We start from the raw sequence: 18,438 nt of genomic DNA, 5'->3' as shown, positions 1-18,438 counted from the left end.
CTTTCTGTGTTTGAATCAATTCAGCCCGTGCCGAGGCCGCCCTCCGGTGGTCTCAGGGCTGTTGTTCCGTGTTGTAAAGGCGCAGCTCATACACATGGGCGCGCCCATCGCCCCATGTGGCGTCGATCACCAGCCGCACCGCTTTCGCGCTCACGGGCCGGGCGGTGCGCAGCACCGGCATGCGCTTCCAGTTTTCGGTCTCCCGCAGTACCGTCTGCCAGCCTTTTTCGGTCAGTGCTTCCAGATGAAACGCTTTTGCCAGCTGCGGCGGCATGCCCGCGCGCGGGGCGTATTTGTGGTGCTCGTCCCAGTGGGCCGCGCGGCTGCTGGGCAGCTCCATTGAAAGCTCGGGATCCAGGTAGAGCCGCAGCTCGTCAAAGGTGACCGGCGCTGGCCAGCGCAGCTCCAACCAGGGGGCCTCCTGCTGCGCCGAACACCACAAATGCGGCGCACCATAGGGCCGGGCAAATCCGTCGGTTACGTTTTGGGGCCCGTAAAGGCCCGCCGTGTCCATGCGCAGGCAGGGATCGGCATATTCCGGCCGGTCCTCCCTTCCGCACAGGAAGCCCGGCGAGCGCAGAGGGGCGAGCGCCAAAAACGTCCCCTTTGCCGCTTCCAGCACCAGGGTGCAAAAGCCTTCGGCGGCCTGCGGCAGCGTGATCCTGACCCATCCCTCCCCCCGCGGTAAGGGCCACTCGCCGCGGCTCAGCTTATGCCCCGGGCAAAAGCGGCTGGGTACCGGGGCCGCGTAACAAGTTCCTTTAAGCCTCTCCTGAGCTTCTGCCCGCACCAGCAGTTCCACGGCATGGTTTTCCGGCACCGGGAAAGTGATGAACCCCCCCTGTTCCAGGCTATACCAGCTTTTTTCCGCCCGGCCGGGGCCCTCGAACACCGAGCTTGCGCTCACCTCGGCGCTGCGGGCCAGGTCGGCCGGGTCCTCATTTTTTGCACCGGGCAGGAACATATCCTCCCGGAGAAGGGCCTGACGCACCGCCTGGATCTGCTCTGGCAGCAAATCTGCCGGGGCGGCGCCCCAGCGCAGGCAGCCCCAGGCCAACGCCGCGGCGGCCTGCCCGGAAAGCGCGCAGGTGTTCATGATTCGGGTCGAGACGAACGCCTCCCGGCTTGTGCCGATGTTCCTTCCCGCAAAAAGCAGATTCGGCACGGCGCGGTTGTAAAGGCACCGCAGCGGCACGGAATATACGTTCAGCGGGATCTGGATGCAGTTGGGCTCGTCGCTCCCCATCCCCTCGGCCGGATGAAAGTCCATGTACCAGCCGCCGTAAAAACCGCTGTCCGCGAATTCCGGGTGTTCCAGCACGTCCGCCTGGGTCAGGATATAATCGGTCACCATGCGGCGGGACTCCCGCTTGCCGGGCAGGTTGCCCACCCATTCCAGGGTATAGCGGTCAGCCGAAAACTTTCCGCTGTTTTTTATGTAGTTCCACACGCCCATCACCAGGCGCTTGAGCTCCAGCCCGATCTCCTGCGCCTCGGCAATCGTGTCGCGCAGGCCCCCATACTCGAACCACCAATAGTCGCTGCCGCTCTGCTGTTCGCTGACGATGCGCCCCCCTTTACCCACCAGCACCTCGATCTCGGCCATGCTGTAAGCATAGGCCGGCGCCACGAACCGCACCGGGTGATCCTCCTTTTTTACGTAATACAAAATCGAACTGCCCAGCACCTCCAAGGGGCCGGGGCCGGCCGCGGTATCGTAAATGCGCCCCCCCATCTGAAAGGGCAGCCCGGCCTTTGCGCCCAGCACCCCGTCGCCGGTGGCGTCGATAAAATATTCCGCCCTGACCTCACAGTTCTGTTCACTGGCCTGTTGTGCCCCCCGCACGGCCCTCACCCGGCCGCCCTCCAGCTCGATCTCCTGCACGTCGGTGTTGAGCAGAAGGGTCACTTCCGGCCGCGCCAGCAGCGCATCCAGCAGCACGTCATCCCAAAAAATGGGGTTGCAGTCCGGGTTTGCGTACAGGTTACGCAGTTTCAGCTCTCCCCATACGCCCATCTCCTCGCTGAACAGATTGCCGGCGCCCGTGGCGCCCCGGGTCCACACCCGGATCTCACTGCTGGAATTACCTCCCAGTACCGGCCGGTTGTGTATCAGGGCGACCCTCACTCCCAGCCGGGCGGCTGCCAGTGCGGCGCACACGCCGGCGGGGCCGCCGCCCACCACGGCAAGCTGTGTTGCGATCTGCTTCATGTCGGTTTCATCCCCATCCGCCAAAATCTGGACAAATTTTTCTTGTTCTGATTTTTGATTTCCGCCAAATTTCGATCATTTTTTCAGGTTTCTCTGCGCTTTTCAAAGAAAAGCCCCGTTTCGTTTGGCGTTTTTGTTTGATTTGTCTCCATGATACCAGGCAAATGGACCATTTTCCATAATTGTTCTGCACATCTTCTGGATTATTCTGCACAATTGATTGACAAGACCGATTTTATTTCTTACACTGAATACCAGAAAGCCGGGGTGCGCCTATGTCAAACCGCTATTTTTACATCAGTGAGTATCTGCAGTTTATCCACCACAAGTACAATGTCCAGGTCTGCGTAAAGGATTTTTGCGGCTTCATTCCCATCAACAAGGAGCTGGACGAAGCCCTGCAGCCTTTTTTGGCGCACACCAATCCCTTTTGCCTTTACCTCAAAAGCGAGCCGGATCGCTATCACCTGTGCCTGCGCATGATCCGGGGCATTTACGACAAGTGTGAAAAGCACCCGGCCGAGCACTACTTTGGGGTGTGTCATGCGGGTCTCGGCGAATATGTGGTGCCGGTGCGGCGGGGGAACTTGCTGCTGGGCTCGATCAACGCCGGTTTTTTTCAGGCGAGCCCCGCCCGCACCGAGTGGTGTATCCGCCGGGCCTGCCGTTACAGCCAGGGCCTTTCGGCCGAACATGCATTGGAACTATACCGCAGGCACATTTCGTCCGCCACCATCCAGCCCGAAGATCTGCTTGTCCACCTGCATCTTCTGGCCGAATACCTGGGCCAGACCTACCAGCCGCTGTCCGGCACGCACACCGCCCCTAACCTGGCCCGGCGCTACCACTCCTCCAGCGAGGACGATATTCTTTCCCATGCCATGGAATACATCCGCCAGAACAGCAGCCAACACATCACGGTGGAAGAGTTGGCGGATTTTTGTCACTGCAGCCTTACCTATCTGAGCCGGGTCTTCAAAAAACGCACCGGGGTGAATCTGACCGTATACATCAATAAGATCCGCATCGAGCGCGCTAAAAATCATCTGTTGCTCTCCGGCGAGAGCATTGCCGACATCGCACTGGCGGTGGGTTTTAACGATCCCAACTATTTTTCCCGGGTCTTTTCCCAGATCATCGGCATCCCGCCCACCGAGTTCCGCCGCCGTTTTCGCAAGGACCTGCCAGCGGCCCATACCCTTTTTAAAAGCTGACAGAGCGAAGCCCCCGCCCGATTCCAGACGGGGGCTTCGCTCTGTGTTTTGCTGTACATTGCGTTTTACGGCCGGGCAGCACAGGCCGGCCGTCTGTGCTGTTTGCGGCGCCCGCACTGCCTTCAAAGCAGCCGTTTTGAACCGGCCCTGTAAATGCGAAGCTGCGGCGGGCTATTGCACTGTAAATTCAGTCCATTCGATCTGGTTGTATTGCATTACATGCTTTGCCCTTTTCATGCCAAGCTTCTCATAAAACGGGATGGCATTTTCATTTGCGATCAGATACACGGCAATGTCCTTTTCGCCGCCGGCTTTGTCATGCGCAGTTTTCATGAGCCGTCTTCCGATGCCTTGCCCTTCGTAATCCCGGGCAACTCCCAAATCCGTTACATAAAGCCAATACACATAATCTGTCAGTCCAAATAAAACGCCAACCATTAAGCCGCTCCCGTTTCTTGCGGTAAGGCTGATCGAAACATTGTTTACAAGCTTGGCAATTCTTTCTTTAAACCGTTCCTTCGGATATTGCGATCCCAAATCGGTCCTTTTTAAAAAAGCAATATATTCCTCTGCCGATATCCGCTCTTCTTTAATTTCTATCTCTTCATGCACAAAAGCTCTCCCTTTCTGCCGCCCCGGGAATTCAGGCGCCAACGGCATTAAAAAGCATGGTGCCCCTCCAGCACAAACCGTTCCAGCGCCTGGGCCACGCCGCTCTCCTCGTTCGTGCCGGTCACCCAGGCCGCCGCGGCCTTCACCTGGGGCAGCGCGTTGCCCATCGCCACACCCAGCCCTACAGCCCGCAGCATGGCGGTGTCGTTGTCCGAGTCCCCGCAGGCCATGACCTGTTCGGGCCTGATCCCCAAAAGCCCGGCCAGGGCCAGCAGGCCGCGGCCCTTGTCCACATCCCGCGCGTTCAGCTCCAAATTGCCCGGCGCGCTGCTGGTCACCTCGAACAGGCCGGTAGCTTCCAGCTCCCGCCGCGCCTGGGCGCGCTCCTCTTCCCTGGCAAAAAACAGGTTTGTTTTTTCCACCTGGGGGCACTGCCGGGCAAAGCCCTCCACGCTTTCCACCGGCCGGCGGGAAGTGCGCATATAGCCCGCCATGCCGGGGGGTGCCCATCGCTCGGCCCCGGCCAGCGCGCCGGCGCTGTTGTAGCCCTGCCCATCCAAAAACAGATCCATCACCCGGTCATACCGCCGGGTCAGCTCCCAGGCGGTGAAAAAATCCGCCTGGGGGATCCAAAACTTCAGCACCGCCTGCCGGTCCGCCAGGCGCACCACCGTGGCGCCGTTCGCGGTCACTGCCCAGTCCACCCCGGGCAGCCCTAAAAATTCCGCGGGCACCCCGGTCAGGGGCCGGCCTGTGGCGGGCACCACCCGGCAGCCTTGTTCCAGCGCTGCTGTGATCGCCGCCCTGTTGCGGGCGCTGATGCTGTGATCCGCGGCCAGCAGGGTACCGTCCAGATCCAGCCCCACCAGCCGGATGCCGTAGTGCGCAGCCTGCCCCATCAGTTTTTCCCCAACTCCTTGTTTTTTTCGCAGCTGGCGATCACCGCATTCATGGCAGCGGCGCGCAGCGCGCCCTGTTCCAGCACGCGCACCCCCGCGATTGTGCTGCCCCCGGGGCTGCACACCTCATCCTTTAAAAGGCCTGGGTGCTTGCCGCTCTCCAGCACCATGCCAGCAGCCCCCGCCAGGGTCTGGGCGGCGTATTCGATTGCCTTTTTGCGGGGCAGCCCGCAGGCCACGCCCCCGTCCGCCAGCGCCTCTATGAACTGGTACACAAAAGCCGGGCCGCAGCCGGCCACCGCGCTGGCCGCGTCCATTAAAGCCTCGCCGATGGCGTCCAGCCGGCCCGCGCCGGCCATTTTGTCGCAGAACTCCTCCAGCTCGGCGGGCTGAACGCCCGGGCAGGCGGTATACAGCACCATCCCCTGGCCGATCGCCACAGGCGTGTTGGGCATGATGCGCAGGATGGGCGCGCGGAAGCCCAGCATCTCCACCAGGCGGCCGATGGTCAGCCCCGCCGCCATGCTCACCAGCACATACCGGTCGCCGCGGGCGGCCAGCACCGGGGCCAGGCTTTGCAGCAGCTCGCCCATCATGTGGGGCTTCACTCCCAAAAAGATGAATTTCGCGTCCCGCGCCACGGTTTCGTTGTTCATGGCAAGGTCGCAGTCCAGCTCTTCCGCCAGCGCGGCCGCCTTGTCCAGGGTGCGGTTGGTCACCACCACCTGCTCCGGCCGCCAGCGGCAGGCTGCACGGGCCAGCGCGCCGCCCATATTTCCCACCCCGATAAACCCAAAGGTATAACTCATAGCCCTTGCCCTCCTGAAGTTCTGTTTCTTTAAGTGTATCAGCCGGCCGGCGTTTTTTCAACCACTCTCTCCCCGGAAAAGCTGTTCCGCCCCGGGCGTTCCCCACACCGGCGGCCCTGTGAAAAGCAGCCGCCGTGAGCCGCAGTTGGTTTTTTCGGGCATCCGGGCCGGCTGCCGCTCGGGCGGGGCTTTTATTTTTGGGCAATAAAAATTTTGTCGTTTTGCCCTTGATTTTCCAAAAAATAAATAGTATAATTTCCTAAAAAGGCCGACAAAGTAAATAAACTCAATCTTTTATGAAAGAAGTGACTCCATGAGCAAACATCTTCCAATGGAGGTGCGGGTGCCCATCGAAGCCGATAATCCGGCCATCCTGCGCAACGAAGCCAAGTGCATCCGGTGCGGTCAGTGCAAAGCTGTGTGCACAGACTTCATTGGGGTGCACGGCACCTATGCCTTACAGAGCACAGGCGATACCGCGGTTTGCATCCATTGCGGCCAGTGCGCCAATGTGTGCCCGCCGGCCAGCATCACCGAGCGGTACGAGTGGCCCGCGGTAAAGGCCGCCGCGGCCGACCCCGGCAAGGTGGTAATCTTCTCCACCTCCCCTTCGGTGCGTGTGGCGCTGGGCGAAGAGTTCGGCCTGCCGGATGGCAGCTTTGTGGAGGGCAAAATGGTCGCCCTTCTGCGGGCGCTGGGCGCCGATTACGTGCTGGACACCAATTTTTCCGCCGATCTTACCATTTTGGAGGAAGCCAGCGAGCTGCTCAGCCGGGTGACCAAAGGCACCGGCCCGCTGCCCCAGTTTACCAGCTGCTGCCCGGCCTGGGTCAAATACGCCGAGACCTACCACCCGGAGCTTCTGCCCCACATCTCCACCGCCAAAAGCCCCATCGGCATGCAGGGCCCCACCATCAAAACCTATTTTGCGCAGAGGATGGGCATCGACCCGGCCGCCATTGTGAATGTGGCCGTGACCCCCTGCACCGCCAAAAAGTTCGAGATCCGCCGGGGCGAAATGAACGCCGCGGCACGTTACCTCGGGCTCGACGGCCTGCGGGATATGGACCAGGTCATCACCACCCGGGAACTGGCCCTCTGGGCCAGAGAGGCCGGCATCGATTTTGCCGCCCTGCCGGATTCCCCCTACGACCGGCTCATGGGCGAGGGCTCGGGCGCCGGGGTCATCTTCGGCAACACCGGGGGCGTGATGGAGGCCGCCCTGCGCACCGCCTATGCCTCCCTCACCGGCGAGGCCCCTCCCGAAACGCTGTACGAGCTGAAACCGGTGCGGGGGCTCGAGGGCGTGAAGGAAGCCAGCCTCACAGTGGGCGGCGTCCAGCTCAATGTGGCCGTAGTCTACGGCACCGCAAACGCCGAGCATTTTCTCCGCCGCATGGCCACGGCCGGCAGGCAATACCATTTCGTGGAGGTCATGACCTGCCCCGGCGGCTGCATCGGCGGCGGCGGGCAGCCCCGCGGTACCCTGGAAAAGGGCGACGCGCTGCGCGCGGCCCGCATCGACGGGCTGTACCGGCGGGACGCCGCCATGACCCGCCGCCTGAGCCACGAGAACACCGAGCTCCAGGCGCTTTACCAAACCTTTTACGGCAAGCCCCTTTCCGGGCTGGCCGAGAAGCTGCTGCATACATATTATACCGACAGAAGTTCTGATTTAGGAGGAAAAACAACAATGGTCAAATATCGCTGCACCGTCTGTGGTTACATCCACGAGGGCGAACTGCCCGAGGGCTTTACCTGCCCTGTGTGCCACCAGCCCGCTTCCAAATTCGAAAAGATCCAGGAGGCCGCCGCAAGCCCCTACGCCGGCACCAAGACCGAAAAGAACCTGCAGGAGGCCTTCGCCGGCGAGAGCCAGGCCCGCAATAAGTACACCTACTTTGCCCAGGCCGCCCAGCGCGAGGGCTACGAGCAGCTGGCCGAGATCTTTTTGAAGACCGCCCGCAACGAGCAGGAGCACGCGCGCCTGTGGTTCCAGGCGCTGGGCAATCTGGGCGGCACCGCTGAAAACCTGCTGCACGCCGCCGAGGGCGAGAATTACGAGTGGACCGACATGTACGACCGCATGGCAAAAGACGCCGACGAAGAGGGTTTCCACGACCTGGCCGAAAAATTCCGCAGGGTGGCCGCCATTGAAAAGACCCACGAGGAGCGCTACCGCACCCTGCTGCACAATGTGGAGATGAAGCAGGTGTTCCAAAAGAGCGGCCAGACCATGTGGGAATGCCGCGTCTGCGGCCACCTGGTGGTGGGCACGAAAGCCCCCGAGGCCTGCCCCGTGTGCGGCTATGCCCAGAGCTTCTTCGAGGTCCGCAAGGAAAACTACTAAATCCGTCTGCAAGTTAAAGGGAGCGCCGGGCTGCATGGCCCGGCGCTCCCTTTTGATCCGCCTGTTTGTTGGTGTTTTCAGCTCCCGGTCGCAGCTTTGAAAAAGGCTTTCAGCTCCGCCTTGGTCTCCGGGGGCAGGTCAGCCTTGCGCACCCCCTGCACCGCGCCCTCCAGCGCCAGCAGCCGGTGCAGGCAGGCGGTGGGGTCGGCCATGCGCAGGCGCAGCCAGGCCTCACGGCTGCCCAGCGCGAACAGCTGCTCCCGGGTGGTAACGCCCACCCGTTCCAGCTCTTGTTCCAGCACCGGGCCCAGGTTTGGCAGGCCCTTCAATTCTCCCATAACATTTTCCCTTTCCTTCAGTCGGTGTTCGCTCAATCGTCCACGTCAAAAGCTTCCAGCTTGTTTTTCACCGGCACGGGCTTTGCGTCGCCATGCCGCACAAAGCACATGGTCACAAAGCTGCCCACCACGCACAGCGCCGCATAAGGGAAGAGGGTGTGGTAGCCCACGTGCTCCATCAGCCAGCCGGAAAGGATGGGGGTAAGGATCTGGGCGCTCATGCTGAAGGTGTAGTAATATCCGGTGTATTTGCCCACATCCGCGCCGCGGCTCATCTCCACCACCATGGGGTAGCTGTTCACATTGATGAACGCCCAGGCTACCCCGGCCAGCGCAAAAAAGCCGAACAGCATCCAGGAAAAGCTGTGGAACAAAATTGCCGAACCAAAGCTGCCCGCCAGCAGCAGGCAGCCGATCTGGATGGTGCGCTTGCGCCCCACCCTGGCGGCGATCATGCCCACTGGGATATAGGTCAGGATGGCCCCCGCCTGGGCCACCATCAGCACCATGGCATAGTTGCCGCCCGCCATGCCCCAGCTCTCGCGGGCATACTTGGAAAAATGGGTGGTCACGGCGTTGTAGCCCATGAACCACAGCACCACGCTGGCTAAAATAAGCACCAGGCTCCGGAACACCGCCGGGTTCATTTTTTCGCCCTCGCCCGGGGCGTCTGTCCCGTCCTGATCCGCCGGGTCGTAACCCGCTTCGCTGCTCTCCTTTTTCATCTGGGCCACACAGGCGGGCTCCTTGATCTTAACAAAAAGCAGCATCACGCACACCGCCATCAGCGCGGCCGTGCACAAAAACACCGGGAAATAATTGGGGTTGTCGCCCGCGGGCACCAAAAACTTTACCGCTGCCAGCATGATGATGCCGCCCACAGCGCCCATCAGGTTGATGATGGCGTTGCCCTGGCTGCGCAGGGGTTTCGGGGTAACGTCCGGCATCAGGGCCACTGCCGGGCTGCGGTAGGTGGCCATACAGATGAGCACCAGCCCCAACCCCACAAAGAACAGGGGCAGGCTCTTGAGCTGGTTCGCCAGTGGGATGAGCACCAGGCACATCACCGCCCCCGCCGTGCCCGCCAAAATAAAGGGCATGCGCCGGCCGATGCGTGTGTGTGTGCGGTCCGACAGCACGCCGAACAGCGGCAGCATGAACAGGGCCAGCACATTGTCCAGTGCCATCACCGCGCCGGACCAGGTGTCGCCGATGCCGAAGGTGTACTTCAGGATCAGGGGGATGATCCCGTCGTAGACCTGCCAGAAGGCGCTGATGGACATAAAGGCCAGGCCTACGTAAAAGGTTCGTTTCGAGTTGAGCTTCATGATTTTGCTTCCTCACTTTCCGCGGGTAAACGTTATCCCCATGATACCACAAATCCCCCGCCCGGGCCATGGCAGGCCCGGGCGGGGGATGTAAAAAATACGCAAAATCTTTTGTGCAGTTTTCCGATCCGCGCTCACTCGTAGCGCAGCGCCTCGATGGGGTCCAGCTTGGCTGCTTTATTGGCCGGGTAGTACCCAAAGAACACCCCGATCGCCATCGAAAAACCCACCGCCGCCAAAATGGCGGTCAGGCTGGGTTTTGCGGCATATCCCAAAAGCTGTGCCCCCACGCTGCCCGCACCGATGCCCAGGGCCACTCCAAACGCGCCGCCCACCAGGCAGATCACCACCGCCTCGGTGATGAACTGCAGCCGCAGGGCCCGGCCCGGCGCGCCCAGCGCCTTGCGGGTGCCGATCTCGCGGGTGCGCTCGGTAATGCTCACCAGCATGATGTTCATCACCCCAATGCCCCCCACCAGAAGGCTGATGGCCGCAATGGCGCTGATGGCCAGCTTCACCGTGTTCATCATGCTGGTCATCTCTTCCAGCATGCTCTGCATGCTCGTGGCGGTGGCGGTCCAGCTTTGATTTCGGGTATAGAACGAGGCAAAAAAGCCCTTCACATTCTCCAAAAAGGCGGTCGTGTCGGTACCGGTGTCCGCCACCACCGTAAAGTTCTGGTAACCCGCGGCCCCGCCCGCCAGCTTTTGGGCGGCGGCCAGGGGCATATACAGCTCGGTCACGGGGTCCGAGCCCGTCAGGCTGAAATAGCCCGAATCGTCGTATTCATACACCCCCACCACATAAAACCGCAGCAGCTTCCCGTTCACCGAAACCTCAAAATCCCTGCCCAGCACCGAGGCCGAGGAGGTCCCAAACACCGTTTCGCAAAATTTGTCGCTCACCACCGCCACCTGGCGCTCCCCGTCCGAGTCCTTGATAAAGCGCCCGTGCAAGAGCTCCAGGTCGCTGGCAAGGGCCAGGTCCGCGTTGGCGCCCTGGGCGGTCACGCTCGCGCTGGTGCCGCCCTTGCTCACCGTGCCGCTGCCCAGGCTTTGGCTCAGCGAAATGGCGTAAATATTGTCGGCATAGGCGGTGCGAAACTCCTCGATCATGGCATCGGTGATCAGGTCCGCCTCGTCCGGCTGGGCCGAACCGAACATGCGCACCGCCACCACGCCTCCGCCGGAACTCTCCGTGTCGTCGCTTTTTTGCTGCAGGCTCACGGTGATGTTGTTCACCCCAAACCCCTGCAGGCTGTCGGTGATGGAGCCGGTCAGCGAGTCGCCCAGGGTCACGATGGCGATCACCGACCCGATGCCGATGATGATGCCCAGCATGGTCAGCAGGGCGCGCATCTTGTTGGCCCACAGGCTGCCAAACGCCATGCGCACATTGTCAAACAGCTGCACTGCGCCCCGCCCCCTTTCGCTCGGCAATAAACTGCCCGTCCCGCAGGGTCAAAATGCGCCCGCACTCGCCGGCCAGCTCCTGGCTGTGGGTGATCAGCACAATGGTCATGCCCTCGGCGTGCAGCCGGTGAAAAATATCCATCACCGTGCGGCTGGTGGCCGAGTCCAGCGCGCCGGTGGGCTCGTCGGCCAGAAGCAGCGCCGGGCGGTTTGCCAGCGCCCGGGCAATGGCCACCCTTTGCTTCTGCCCGCCCGAAAGTTCGCTGGGCTCGTGCTTTGCCCGCTCGGTCATGCCCACCATTTCCAGCAGCTCTTTGGCCCGGGCGCCGCGCTGGCGCGCCGGCACGCCGGCATACAGCATGGGCAGCTCCACGTTTTTCAGCGCGCTGGTGCGCCCAATCAGGTTGAAGGTCTGAAATACAAACCCGATCTTCCGGTTGCGGATGCCCGAAAGCTCCTTGTCCCTTGCGCCGGCGATCTCCGTTCCGTCCAGGGCATAGGTGCCCTCGGTGGGTCGGTCCAGCGCGCCGATGATGTTCATCAGGGTGGACTTTCCGCTCCCCGATTCCCCCACGATGGCCACAAATTCCCCTTCCTGCACGGTCAGGTCGATGCCGTGCAGGATCTCCAGTTCGTTGGGTTTGCCGATGTAATAGCGTTTCACGATGCCCTGCATCTCAATGATCGGCCCGCTCATGGCATCAGCCTCCCATCCCAGGGGCCCCGCCCGGGCCGCCGGGCTGGCCGCCGTCCGGCATGGCCGGGGCCGCGCCCATGCTCACCTGCACGTCGGCGCCGCCCATCATGCCGCCCATTTGAAACTGGTCCGCGGTGTCGGCGGCCTCGCTCTCATTGGCCGCGGCGCGCACCACCATTCCCTCCGAAAGCCCGCTGCCTGAAATTTCGGCATAGTAGTCGTTGGCGGTGCCCACGGTCACGGCCATCGGCTCAAAGGTGGGCTGGCCGTCCGCATCCTCGCCGTTTTTCACGTAGATCACACTGGTGCCGTCCTCCTGCTCTTCAATGGCGTCCAACGGCACGGCAAACACGTTCTCGGTGGTGGAAAGGATGATCTTCACCTTTGCGTTGGTCCCCACCAACAGCCCGCTGTCCGCCTGGTCCACCGTCACCTCGGCGGCAAACCCGGAAGAGGAGGAGCCCCCGCCCGACGCAGTGGGCGAGATCTGGGTCAGGGTGCCGCTCACCTCGCCCGTGATCACATCACTGGTGATCACGGCCTTCATGCCGGTCTTCACCTTCTCAATATCATACTCGGCGATCGACAGGGCTATTTTAAGCTTGTCGGTGTTCTGGATCGTGGCCGCAGCGCCGTTCACAGCGCTGCCCACCGTGGCGTTCACCGCGGTCACCTTGCCGCTGGTCTCTGCCTTTAGGGTGCACTTTTCCAGCTCCTGCTGCAATTCTTCCAGCTCGTCGCTCTCGCCAGCCTTGTTGTAAGTCTCCAGCGCGTCGTCCCGGCTGCTCTCGGCGGTCTCGGCGGCCTTTTGCGCCTGCTCATAGCTGCTCTTCGCCTGCTCATACGCGCTCTGCGCCTGGGTATAGGCCGTTTGCAGCGTGTCGTAGTGGGTGCTCGATTTTGCCGTGTTCAGGTTTCCCTGCGCGGTCTGAAGCGTTGCCTCCGCACTCTCATACGCCTTCCGGGCCGCTTCCAGCGCCTCTTTGGCGGCTTTCACCGCCGCGTCGTCCTCCGGGGCGGCGGCCGGGGCCAGGGCTACGGTCTCACCTTGTCCATCCGCTCCCGCTTCACCCTGCGCCGCGCTGCTGGCCGCGCTCCCGGCCGCGGCCTGGGCGTTTGCCAGCGCCTGGTCATAGGCCGCCTGGGCGCTCTGCCTTTCGTTCAGCCTGGCCAGCAGGTCGGCGTTCGCGGCGTCGTATGCGCTCTGGTATGCGGCAACCTGAGCCGCCGCGCTCTCGTACGCGCTTTTGGCGCTGTCCCGCGCGCTTCTTTTGTCCTCTTTCGAGTCATAGGCCTCGGTCACGCTTTCCTGTGCCTCGGTGAGGCTTTCCTGGGCGTTCTGGTAATTTTTGAGCGCCTTCTCCTTCGCCTCGGCCAGGCTCTCTTTCATTTTTGTGATGCTTTTCTCCAGGTCTGCGGTATCCAAGGTGCAGATCACATCGCCCGCATTCACCGAATCGCCCACCTGCACGTTCACGGTTTTCACCGTGTATTTCAGCTCGGTGGTCACATTGGAAACGTCGTCGCTCTCCACTGTGCCCGAAGCGCTGATCGAATCGTCCAGCGTTCCCTTCTGCAAAGTGATGGTGCGCACATAGCTCTGCCCGCCCAGATCCGCCCCGGCGGGCAGCCGCGCCGCGCCCCTCTGCCGCCACACCAGGATCCCGGCCGCTGCGGCGGCCACAAGCAACAGCGCTATAACTGCTTTTTTGTGGGCCGAAAGAAACCGCCCGGCCCGGCCGAACGCGGCCTTGAATTTCGTCATGTCAATTCCCCCAAAGAACTTTATAGTGTAGTGCAAAGCCGCCAAAATCGCACAAACGGCCCTGGTCTGGCTTTTATTCTAGGGGTTAATTGTGAAAGCCTCCGGTGAAAAGTGTGAAAGATATGTGGGGCAATAAAAAGGCCCGGGCACGCGTCAACCGTGCTCAGGCCTTTTGCGGTTCCTTTTTCCCAGCGCGGCTATGATCCCGCTCACATGCCTGCGCTCTTCCGCCTCCAGCTGTTCGTACTGCCGCAAGAGCTCCCGGCTCTGGGGCGTGTACCCGGTTTCATCGTCAAAAAACTCCCGCGGCGTCACGCCCAAATATTCGCAGATATAAAAAAACGCCTCCATAGAGGGGAACCCCTTTTGGTTTTCAATTGCGTTGATATATCCCTCGCTCTGGCCCAGCGCCAGGCTCATTTCCCGGGCAGAAACCCCTTTGGCCTGCCGCAGCGCCGTAAGGCGCGCATAAAACAATTCTTCATACATCCTTGATCGTCACCACCTAATATAGGATTGTACCGCATACTCCATTTGATTCTATTGGGTTAGATCGGCTATTCAAGTTGACATGTAGTTTTTAATCCGATATAATAAAATAAGAATTTTTATACGAACCAGGATGCGTCGGCACACCGCGCGGAAGGGGGCACAGCTCATGAAGCGAAAGTCAGCGGCCCTGCTCTGTTCGCTTGACCCAAGCTGCAGCGCGCTCTTCGTGGGGGAGGACCCAGGCTGCCGGCTGCCCCGGTTCAACGAGCGGTGGCACCGCGTGGCGCTTCACATGAGGGTGCAGAAGCTGCTGGCGCAGGGCTATCGCGTTTTTTTGGTGGAGACGGGCACCCCGTTCGGCCGCATGGCCCTGGCCGAGCTTGCCCGGCTGCGCCCCGGCGGCTCTTTCCAGCTCTGGAGCCTGCGGCGGGGCAAGGCTGTAAAACAGCAGGACAACATGGAGGACGCCCCCTGGGGGCGTGCCCACAGCCGCTGGGAGCTCTGGCGGGCCGCATGGCGGTGTGACCGCCGTTTGGGGGAAATCACGCCGCCCGTTTATGATCAGCTTCTGCAGGGCGGCGTGGGCCTGGTGGTCACCCCCGCCGAGGCCTCGCTGCTGGATCAGAACCTGATCCGGCAGGAAACGCCCGCGTCCAGGCTATGACCGGCGGGCAGCAAACAAACAGAAAAGCCGGCGCCCGGGATGGTATGAGAGATCCATCCCGGGCGCCGGCCCTTTGTTTTATAAGTTTTTCCTGTTTGAGCGGCCATCGCGGTTCTGCTGTGCAGGCTTTCCCTCAGCGTGCAGCGGCGCGGCGGCTTTTCCGGGCGCGCCGTCTGCGCGCCGCCAGCAGCCCCAGGGTCCCAAAAACCAGCAGCGCCGCGGCCGCCGCCAGCCACCAATAAGGGGCCAGTTTCTCTTTATAGTAAAGCCAGCCGCTGCGCTCAAAGCCCTGCAATGTTACCAGGTCCACAATACCGATCAGTTCGCCGTCCACCAGAACCTGGGCGGTGCCCAGCTTTTGCCCCGCCGGCACCGGCGCTTCCAGCCGGGCGGGCAGCTCGCCTGGGATCACCTCCACCCGGCTGCCGGCCGCTTGCAGGGCGGGCAGGCTGGCAGCGGCATACACCCCTGCGGTTTCCGTTTCGCCGCACCAGGCCAGGGGCAGCTGGGCCACCGGCGTCTCCCGGCTGGGCAGCTCCACCGCAAAAAACGCCTCCAGCGCCCAGTCGTAAAGGTCGGCGGTGGTGTGGAACGACCAGTTAAAGCCGTCCTCCGCAAGCGCCTTGGGGGCGCCCATGACCACCAACACCCACACAAGCCCGTCCTGCTGCGCGCTGGACACAAAGCATCGGCCCGCTTCGTCGGTAAAACCGGTCTTGATGCCCTGGATGTAGGCGCGGTACAGCTCCTGGTCCGGCAGCTGCATCACGTTGGTGGTGCGCACATAGTAGGCGGCGCCCGCCGGGGCGTCCGGCGTTTTGGGCTCAGGGTGCAGATTCGTGAGGGGCATCCAGTAGCCGTTTTGGGTCACCACGCTCATGAACAACTCGTTCTCCCGGCAGGCACGGGCGATCAAAAACATGTCGTAGGCTGTGGAATGGTTGCCGTATTCCAGGCCGTACAGGCCGTGGGCGCAGGTGAAATTTGTATTTTTACAGCCCAACTCGGCCGCCCGCCGGTTCATGCGGGCAAAAAAGGCGTCCATATCACCATTGCCCAGGTAATAGGCGATCACGCTGGCCGCATCGTTGCCGCTGGGCAGCATACAGGCGTAAAACAGGCTTTCCAGGGTGACCGTTTCTCCGATCTTCAGGTCTGCGTCCGAACCGTTTTCGGCCTGGATTCGGTCAAACTCGGCCTCCAGCTCCCGGGGGATGGTAAAGCTCTCGGAAAGATCCGCCCCGCTCTCGGCCAGCAAAAGCCCGGTCATCATTTTGGTCAGGCTGGCCGCCGCCCGCTCCTCATGGGCGTTTTTTTCGTATACCAGGGTGTCGGTGGTGAGCTCATACAGATACACCGCCTCGGCATTCACTGCGCCCTCGGGCGGCTGCCACACAGCCGCAGCTGGCAGGGCCAGGCCCGCCGCCAGCAGGCAGAAAACCCCCAGTACCATCCTCCATTTTTTCAACCGCGCTGCCTCCCCTGTGTTTAAAACTTTATCTCAAATGGTCCGGCCCCCGCCGCTGCAGCGGCCGCAGGCCCGTATGGCCCAAAAAACAGCCTCCGCTTCGCCGGGGCTGTTTTTCATTATAAAGCATTTGTTCCCTTGCTGGCAAATAAAAAGCGTCGGAACAGCAAAAGCCCCCGGGGAAGCTGTTCCCCGGGGGCTTTTGCCGTTTGCCCTATTCCCGGTGCAGGATCTCCATAAATTCCTCGCCGGTAATGGTTTCGCGCTCCATCAAAAAGTTCGCCAGCTCGTGCAGCTTCTCTTTATTTTCAGCAAGAATACCCGCCGCCTTTTCGTGGGCCGACCGGATTATGGTCAGCACCTCCCGGTCGATCTTTTCCGCGGTGCCCTCGCTGCAAGCAAGCGCCGCGTCGCCCGAAAGGTACGGGCCGCTCACGGTCTCCAGCGCCATCATATCAAACTCGGCGCTCATGCCCAGGCGGGTCACCATGCTGCGCGCCAGCCGCGTGGCCTGCTCGATATCGTTGGAAGCGCCGGAGGTGTAGCTCCCGAAGATGAGCTCCTCGGCCGCCCGGCCGCCGGTAAAGGTGGCAATCTTATTGAACGCCTCCTCGCGGCTGAGCAGGTTCGTTTCCTCTTCCGGCACCTGCAGGGTGTAGCCCAGCGCGCCGCTGGTGCGGGGCACAATGGTGATCTTGGTCACCGGCGCGCTGTCCGACTGCCTTGCCGCCACCAGTGCATGGCCGATCTCATGGTAGGCCACGATGCGCTTTTCCCTCTGGCTGAGCACCTTGTTTTTGCGCTGGTAGCCCGCAATCACGGTCTCCACCGCCTCCATCAGGTCCTCCTGGCGCACAATGCGCCGGTTCTGCTTTACCGCCAGCAGCGCGGCCTCGTTGATCATGTTGGCAAGCTCGGCGCCGGACGCGCCCGAGGTCGCCCGGGCAATGGCCATAAAGTCCACATTCTCGTCCATCATGACCTTTTTGGCGTGCACCTTTAAAATGGCCGCGCGCCCCTCCAGATCCGGCAGCTCCACCGGAATGCGCCGGTCAAACCGCCCGGGTCGCAGCAGGGCTTTGTCCAGCGTTTCCGGCCGGTTGGTGGCGGCCAGAATAATCACGCCCTTCGAGCCGTCAAAGCCGTCCATCTCGGTCAAAAGCTGGTTCAGGGTCTGCTCCCGCTCATCGTTGCCGCCCATGCCCGCCGCGCCGTCGCGGCTTTTGCCAATGGTATCGATCTCATCAATGAACACGATGCAGGGGGCTTTATCGGCGGCCTGCTTGAACAGATCGCGCACCCGCGCCGCGCCCATGCCCACGAACATCTCCACAAACTCCGACCCGGAGATCGAAAAAAAGGGCACGTGCGCCTCGCCCGCCACCGCCTTGGCCAGCAGCGTTTTGCCGGTGCCCGGGGGGCCCACCAGCAGCGCGCCTTTGGGCAGCGTGGCGCCGATGCTGTTGTACTTTGAGGGGTTGTGCAAAAAGTCCACGATCTCGGCCAGGGCTTCCTTGGCCTCATCCTGGCCTGCCACATCGGCAAAGGTCTTGCCGGTCTGGGCCTCCACATACACCTTGGCGTTGGATTTTCCAAAGGTCATGGCATTGCCGCCGCCCATCTTTTTCATCATAAACCGCATGAGCAGCTGCCCCACCAGCACAAACAGCAGCACGGGGAACACCACCGTGACCAGCAGGTTCATCAGGGGCGAAGCCTGGGTGGGGATCACCCCGCCGAACTGCACCGCCGCGCCGCCCGGCCCGCTGGCTTGCAGCAGCCGGTCCACCCGGCCGGGGTCGTTGATGAGCGCGGTGCGGTACAGCCGCTCGCGGCCATTTTCGTCTTTCATCATGTAGGTGATGGTCCCCTCGGATTCATTCTCCTCCACGGCGCTCACCTTGCCGGCATCCAGGTCGGCGACAAACTGGTTATACGTTACCTCGCTCACCTGGCGCTGCATCATGCGGGGAAATACCAGCGCATTGAGCAAAAGCAGCACCACAAGAGCGATGATATAATAATAAATAATTGCTTTTTTAGGGTTTTTGGGGCCTTCCTTTTTCATAACACACCCGCCTTTTTGATTCTTTGCGGCGCAGGGGGGCGCAAAACCGCCCACCTGTTCATTTTTATAGCATATCCTCCCGATATGAAAAAAATATGAACGTTTCTAAA

Annotated in this window: 14 protein-coding genes and 1 pseudogene; 3 read left to right on the top strand and 12 right to left on the bottom strand. The window is 61.7% G+C overall.

Annotated elements, in window-relative coordinates:
* Window positions 1-52: 52 nt before the first annotated feature.
* Window positions 53-2,248 (bottom strand): annotated as a pseudogene (locus tag ACMLHZ_RS04750) (FAD-dependent oxidoreductase); the annotation flags it as partial.
* 239 nt (window positions 2,249-2,487) lie between these two features.
* On the opposite strand from ACMLHZ_RS04750, the gene ACMLHZ_RS04745 reads away from it, so the two are divergent.
* On the top strand, window positions 2,488-3,426 hold the full coding sequence (locus ACMLHZ_RS04745) for a helix-turn-helix domain-containing protein (protein WP_418666646.1): 939 nt from the start codon (window positions 2,488-2,490) through the stop codon (window positions 3,424-3,426).
* A gap of 171 nt (window positions 3,427-3,597) precedes the next feature.
* On the opposite strand, the gene ACMLHZ_RS04740 is transcribed toward ACMLHZ_RS04745, so the two are convergent.
* From ACMLHZ_RS04740 to proC, 3 genes are read right to left on the bottom strand one after another with little or no spacing between them, the layout of a single operon-like run.
* Window positions 3,598-4,038 (bottom strand): GNAT family N-acetyltransferase, encoded by a 441-nt coding sequence (locus ACMLHZ_RS04740; RefSeq protein ID WP_418666645.1) that lies wholly within the window; start codon window positions 4,036-4,038, stop codon window positions 3,598-3,600.
* Between the two features lie 47 nt (window positions 4,039-4,085).
* On the bottom strand, window positions 4,086-4,937 hold the full coding sequence (locus ACMLHZ_RS04735) for a Cof-type HAD-IIB family hydrolase (protein ID WP_418666644.1): 852 nt from the start codon (window positions 4,935-4,937) through the stop codon (window positions 4,086-4,088).
* Window positions 4,937-5,746, bottom strand: coding sequence for a pyrroline-5-carboxylate reductase (gene proC / locus ACMLHZ_RS04730; protein WP_418666643.1), 810 nt, complete (start codon window positions 5,744-5,746; stop codon window positions 4,937-4,939). Before proC ends, ACMLHZ_RS04735 begins: the two co-directional genes overlap by 1 nt.
* A gap of 313 nt (window positions 5,747-6,059) precedes the next feature.
* On the opposite strand from proC, the gene rbr reads away from it, so the two are divergent.
* A complete protein-coding gene (gene rbr / locus ACMLHZ_RS04725; RefSeq protein WP_418666642.1) occupies window positions 6,060-8,096 on the top strand; it encodes a rubrerythrin in 2,037 nt (678 codons plus the stop codon).
* A 77-nt stretch (window positions 8,097-8,173) separates the two neighbouring features.
* On the opposite strand, the gene ACMLHZ_RS04720 is transcribed toward rbr, so the two are convergent.
* The 6 genes from ACMLHZ_RS04720 to ACMLHZ_RS04695 form a co-directional block, all read right to left on the bottom strand.
* Complete coding sequence (locus ACMLHZ_RS04720) at window positions 8,174-8,434, bottom strand: TfoX/Sxy family protein (protein WP_418666641.1); 261 nt, start codon at window positions 8,432-8,434, stop codon at window positions 8,174-8,176.
* A gap of 32 nt (window positions 8,435-8,466) precedes the next feature.
* Window positions 8,467-9,762 carry an MFS transporter gene (locus tag ACMLHZ_RS04715; protein WP_418666640.1) on the bottom strand — a complete coding sequence of 432 codons (1,296 nt, stop codon included), beginning with the start codon at window positions 9,760-9,762 and terminating at the stop codon, window positions 8,467-8,469.
* Window positions 9,763-9,896: 134 nt separating this feature from the next.
* Window positions 9,897-11,174 (bottom strand): ABC transporter permease, encoded by a 1,278-nt coding sequence (locus ACMLHZ_RS04710; RefSeq protein ID WP_418666639.1) that lies wholly within the window; start codon window positions 11,172-11,174, stop codon window positions 9,897-9,899.
* Window positions 11,161-11,871 (bottom strand): ABC transporter ATP-binding protein, encoded by a 711-nt coding sequence (locus ACMLHZ_RS04705; RefSeq protein ID WP_418666638.1) that lies wholly within the window; start codon window positions 11,869-11,871, stop codon window positions 11,161-11,163. Before ACMLHZ_RS04705 ends, ACMLHZ_RS04710 begins: the two co-directional genes overlap by 14 nt.
* 4 nt (window positions 11,872-11,875) lie before the next feature.
* On the bottom strand, window positions 11,876-13,636 hold the full coding sequence (locus ACMLHZ_RS04700; RefSeq protein WP_418666637.1) for an efflux RND transporter periplasmic adaptor subunit: 1,761 nt from the start codon (window positions 13,634-13,636) through the stop codon (window positions 11,876-11,878).
* A gap of 153 nt (window positions 13,637-13,789) precedes the next feature.
* Window positions 13,790-14,125, bottom strand: a complete 336-nt coding sequence (locus ACMLHZ_RS04695) for a helix-turn-helix domain-containing protein (RefSeq protein ID WP_418666636.1) — start codon at window positions 14,123-14,125, stop codon at window positions 13,790-13,792.
* 169 nt (window positions 14,126-14,294) lie between these two features.
* Between ACMLHZ_RS04695 and ACMLHZ_RS04690 the strand changes: the two genes are divergently transcribed.
* The gene (locus ACMLHZ_RS04690; RefSeq protein WP_418666635.1) at window positions 14,295-14,792 is read left to right on the top strand and encodes a hypothetical protein; all 498 of its coding nucleotides are present in this window, start codon (window positions 14,295-14,297) and stop codon (window positions 14,790-14,792) included.
* A gap of 133 nt (window positions 14,793-14,925) precedes the next feature.
* Here the strand turns inward: ACMLHZ_RS04690 and ACMLHZ_RS04685 are convergent, their stop codons facing one another.
* Together ACMLHZ_RS04685 and ftsH are read right to left on the bottom strand one after the other, a co-directional pair.
* Entirely contained in the window at window positions 14,926-16,260 is a 1,335-nt protein-coding gene (locus ACMLHZ_RS04685) for a D-alanyl-D-alanine carboxypeptidase family protein (RefSeq protein ID WP_418666634.1), read from the bottom strand.
* Between the two features lie 214 nt (window positions 16,261-16,474).
* A complete protein-coding gene (gene ftsH / locus ACMLHZ_RS04680; RefSeq protein ID WP_418666633.1) occupies window positions 16,475-18,328 on the bottom strand; it encodes an ATP-dependent zinc metalloprotease FtsH in 1,854 nt (617 codons plus the stop codon).
* Between the last annotated feature and the right edge of the window lie 110 nt (window positions 18,329-18,438).

The sequence above is a fragment of the Allofournierella sp. genome (genome assembly GCF_048388525.1).
In the GTDB taxonomy this organism is placed as follows: domain Bacteria; phylum Bacillota; class Clostridia; order Oscillospirales; family Ruminococcaceae; genus BQOK01.
Note: the sequence above shows the minus strand (reverse complement) of the source record. Positions and strands in the feature narration are given on the sequence as shown.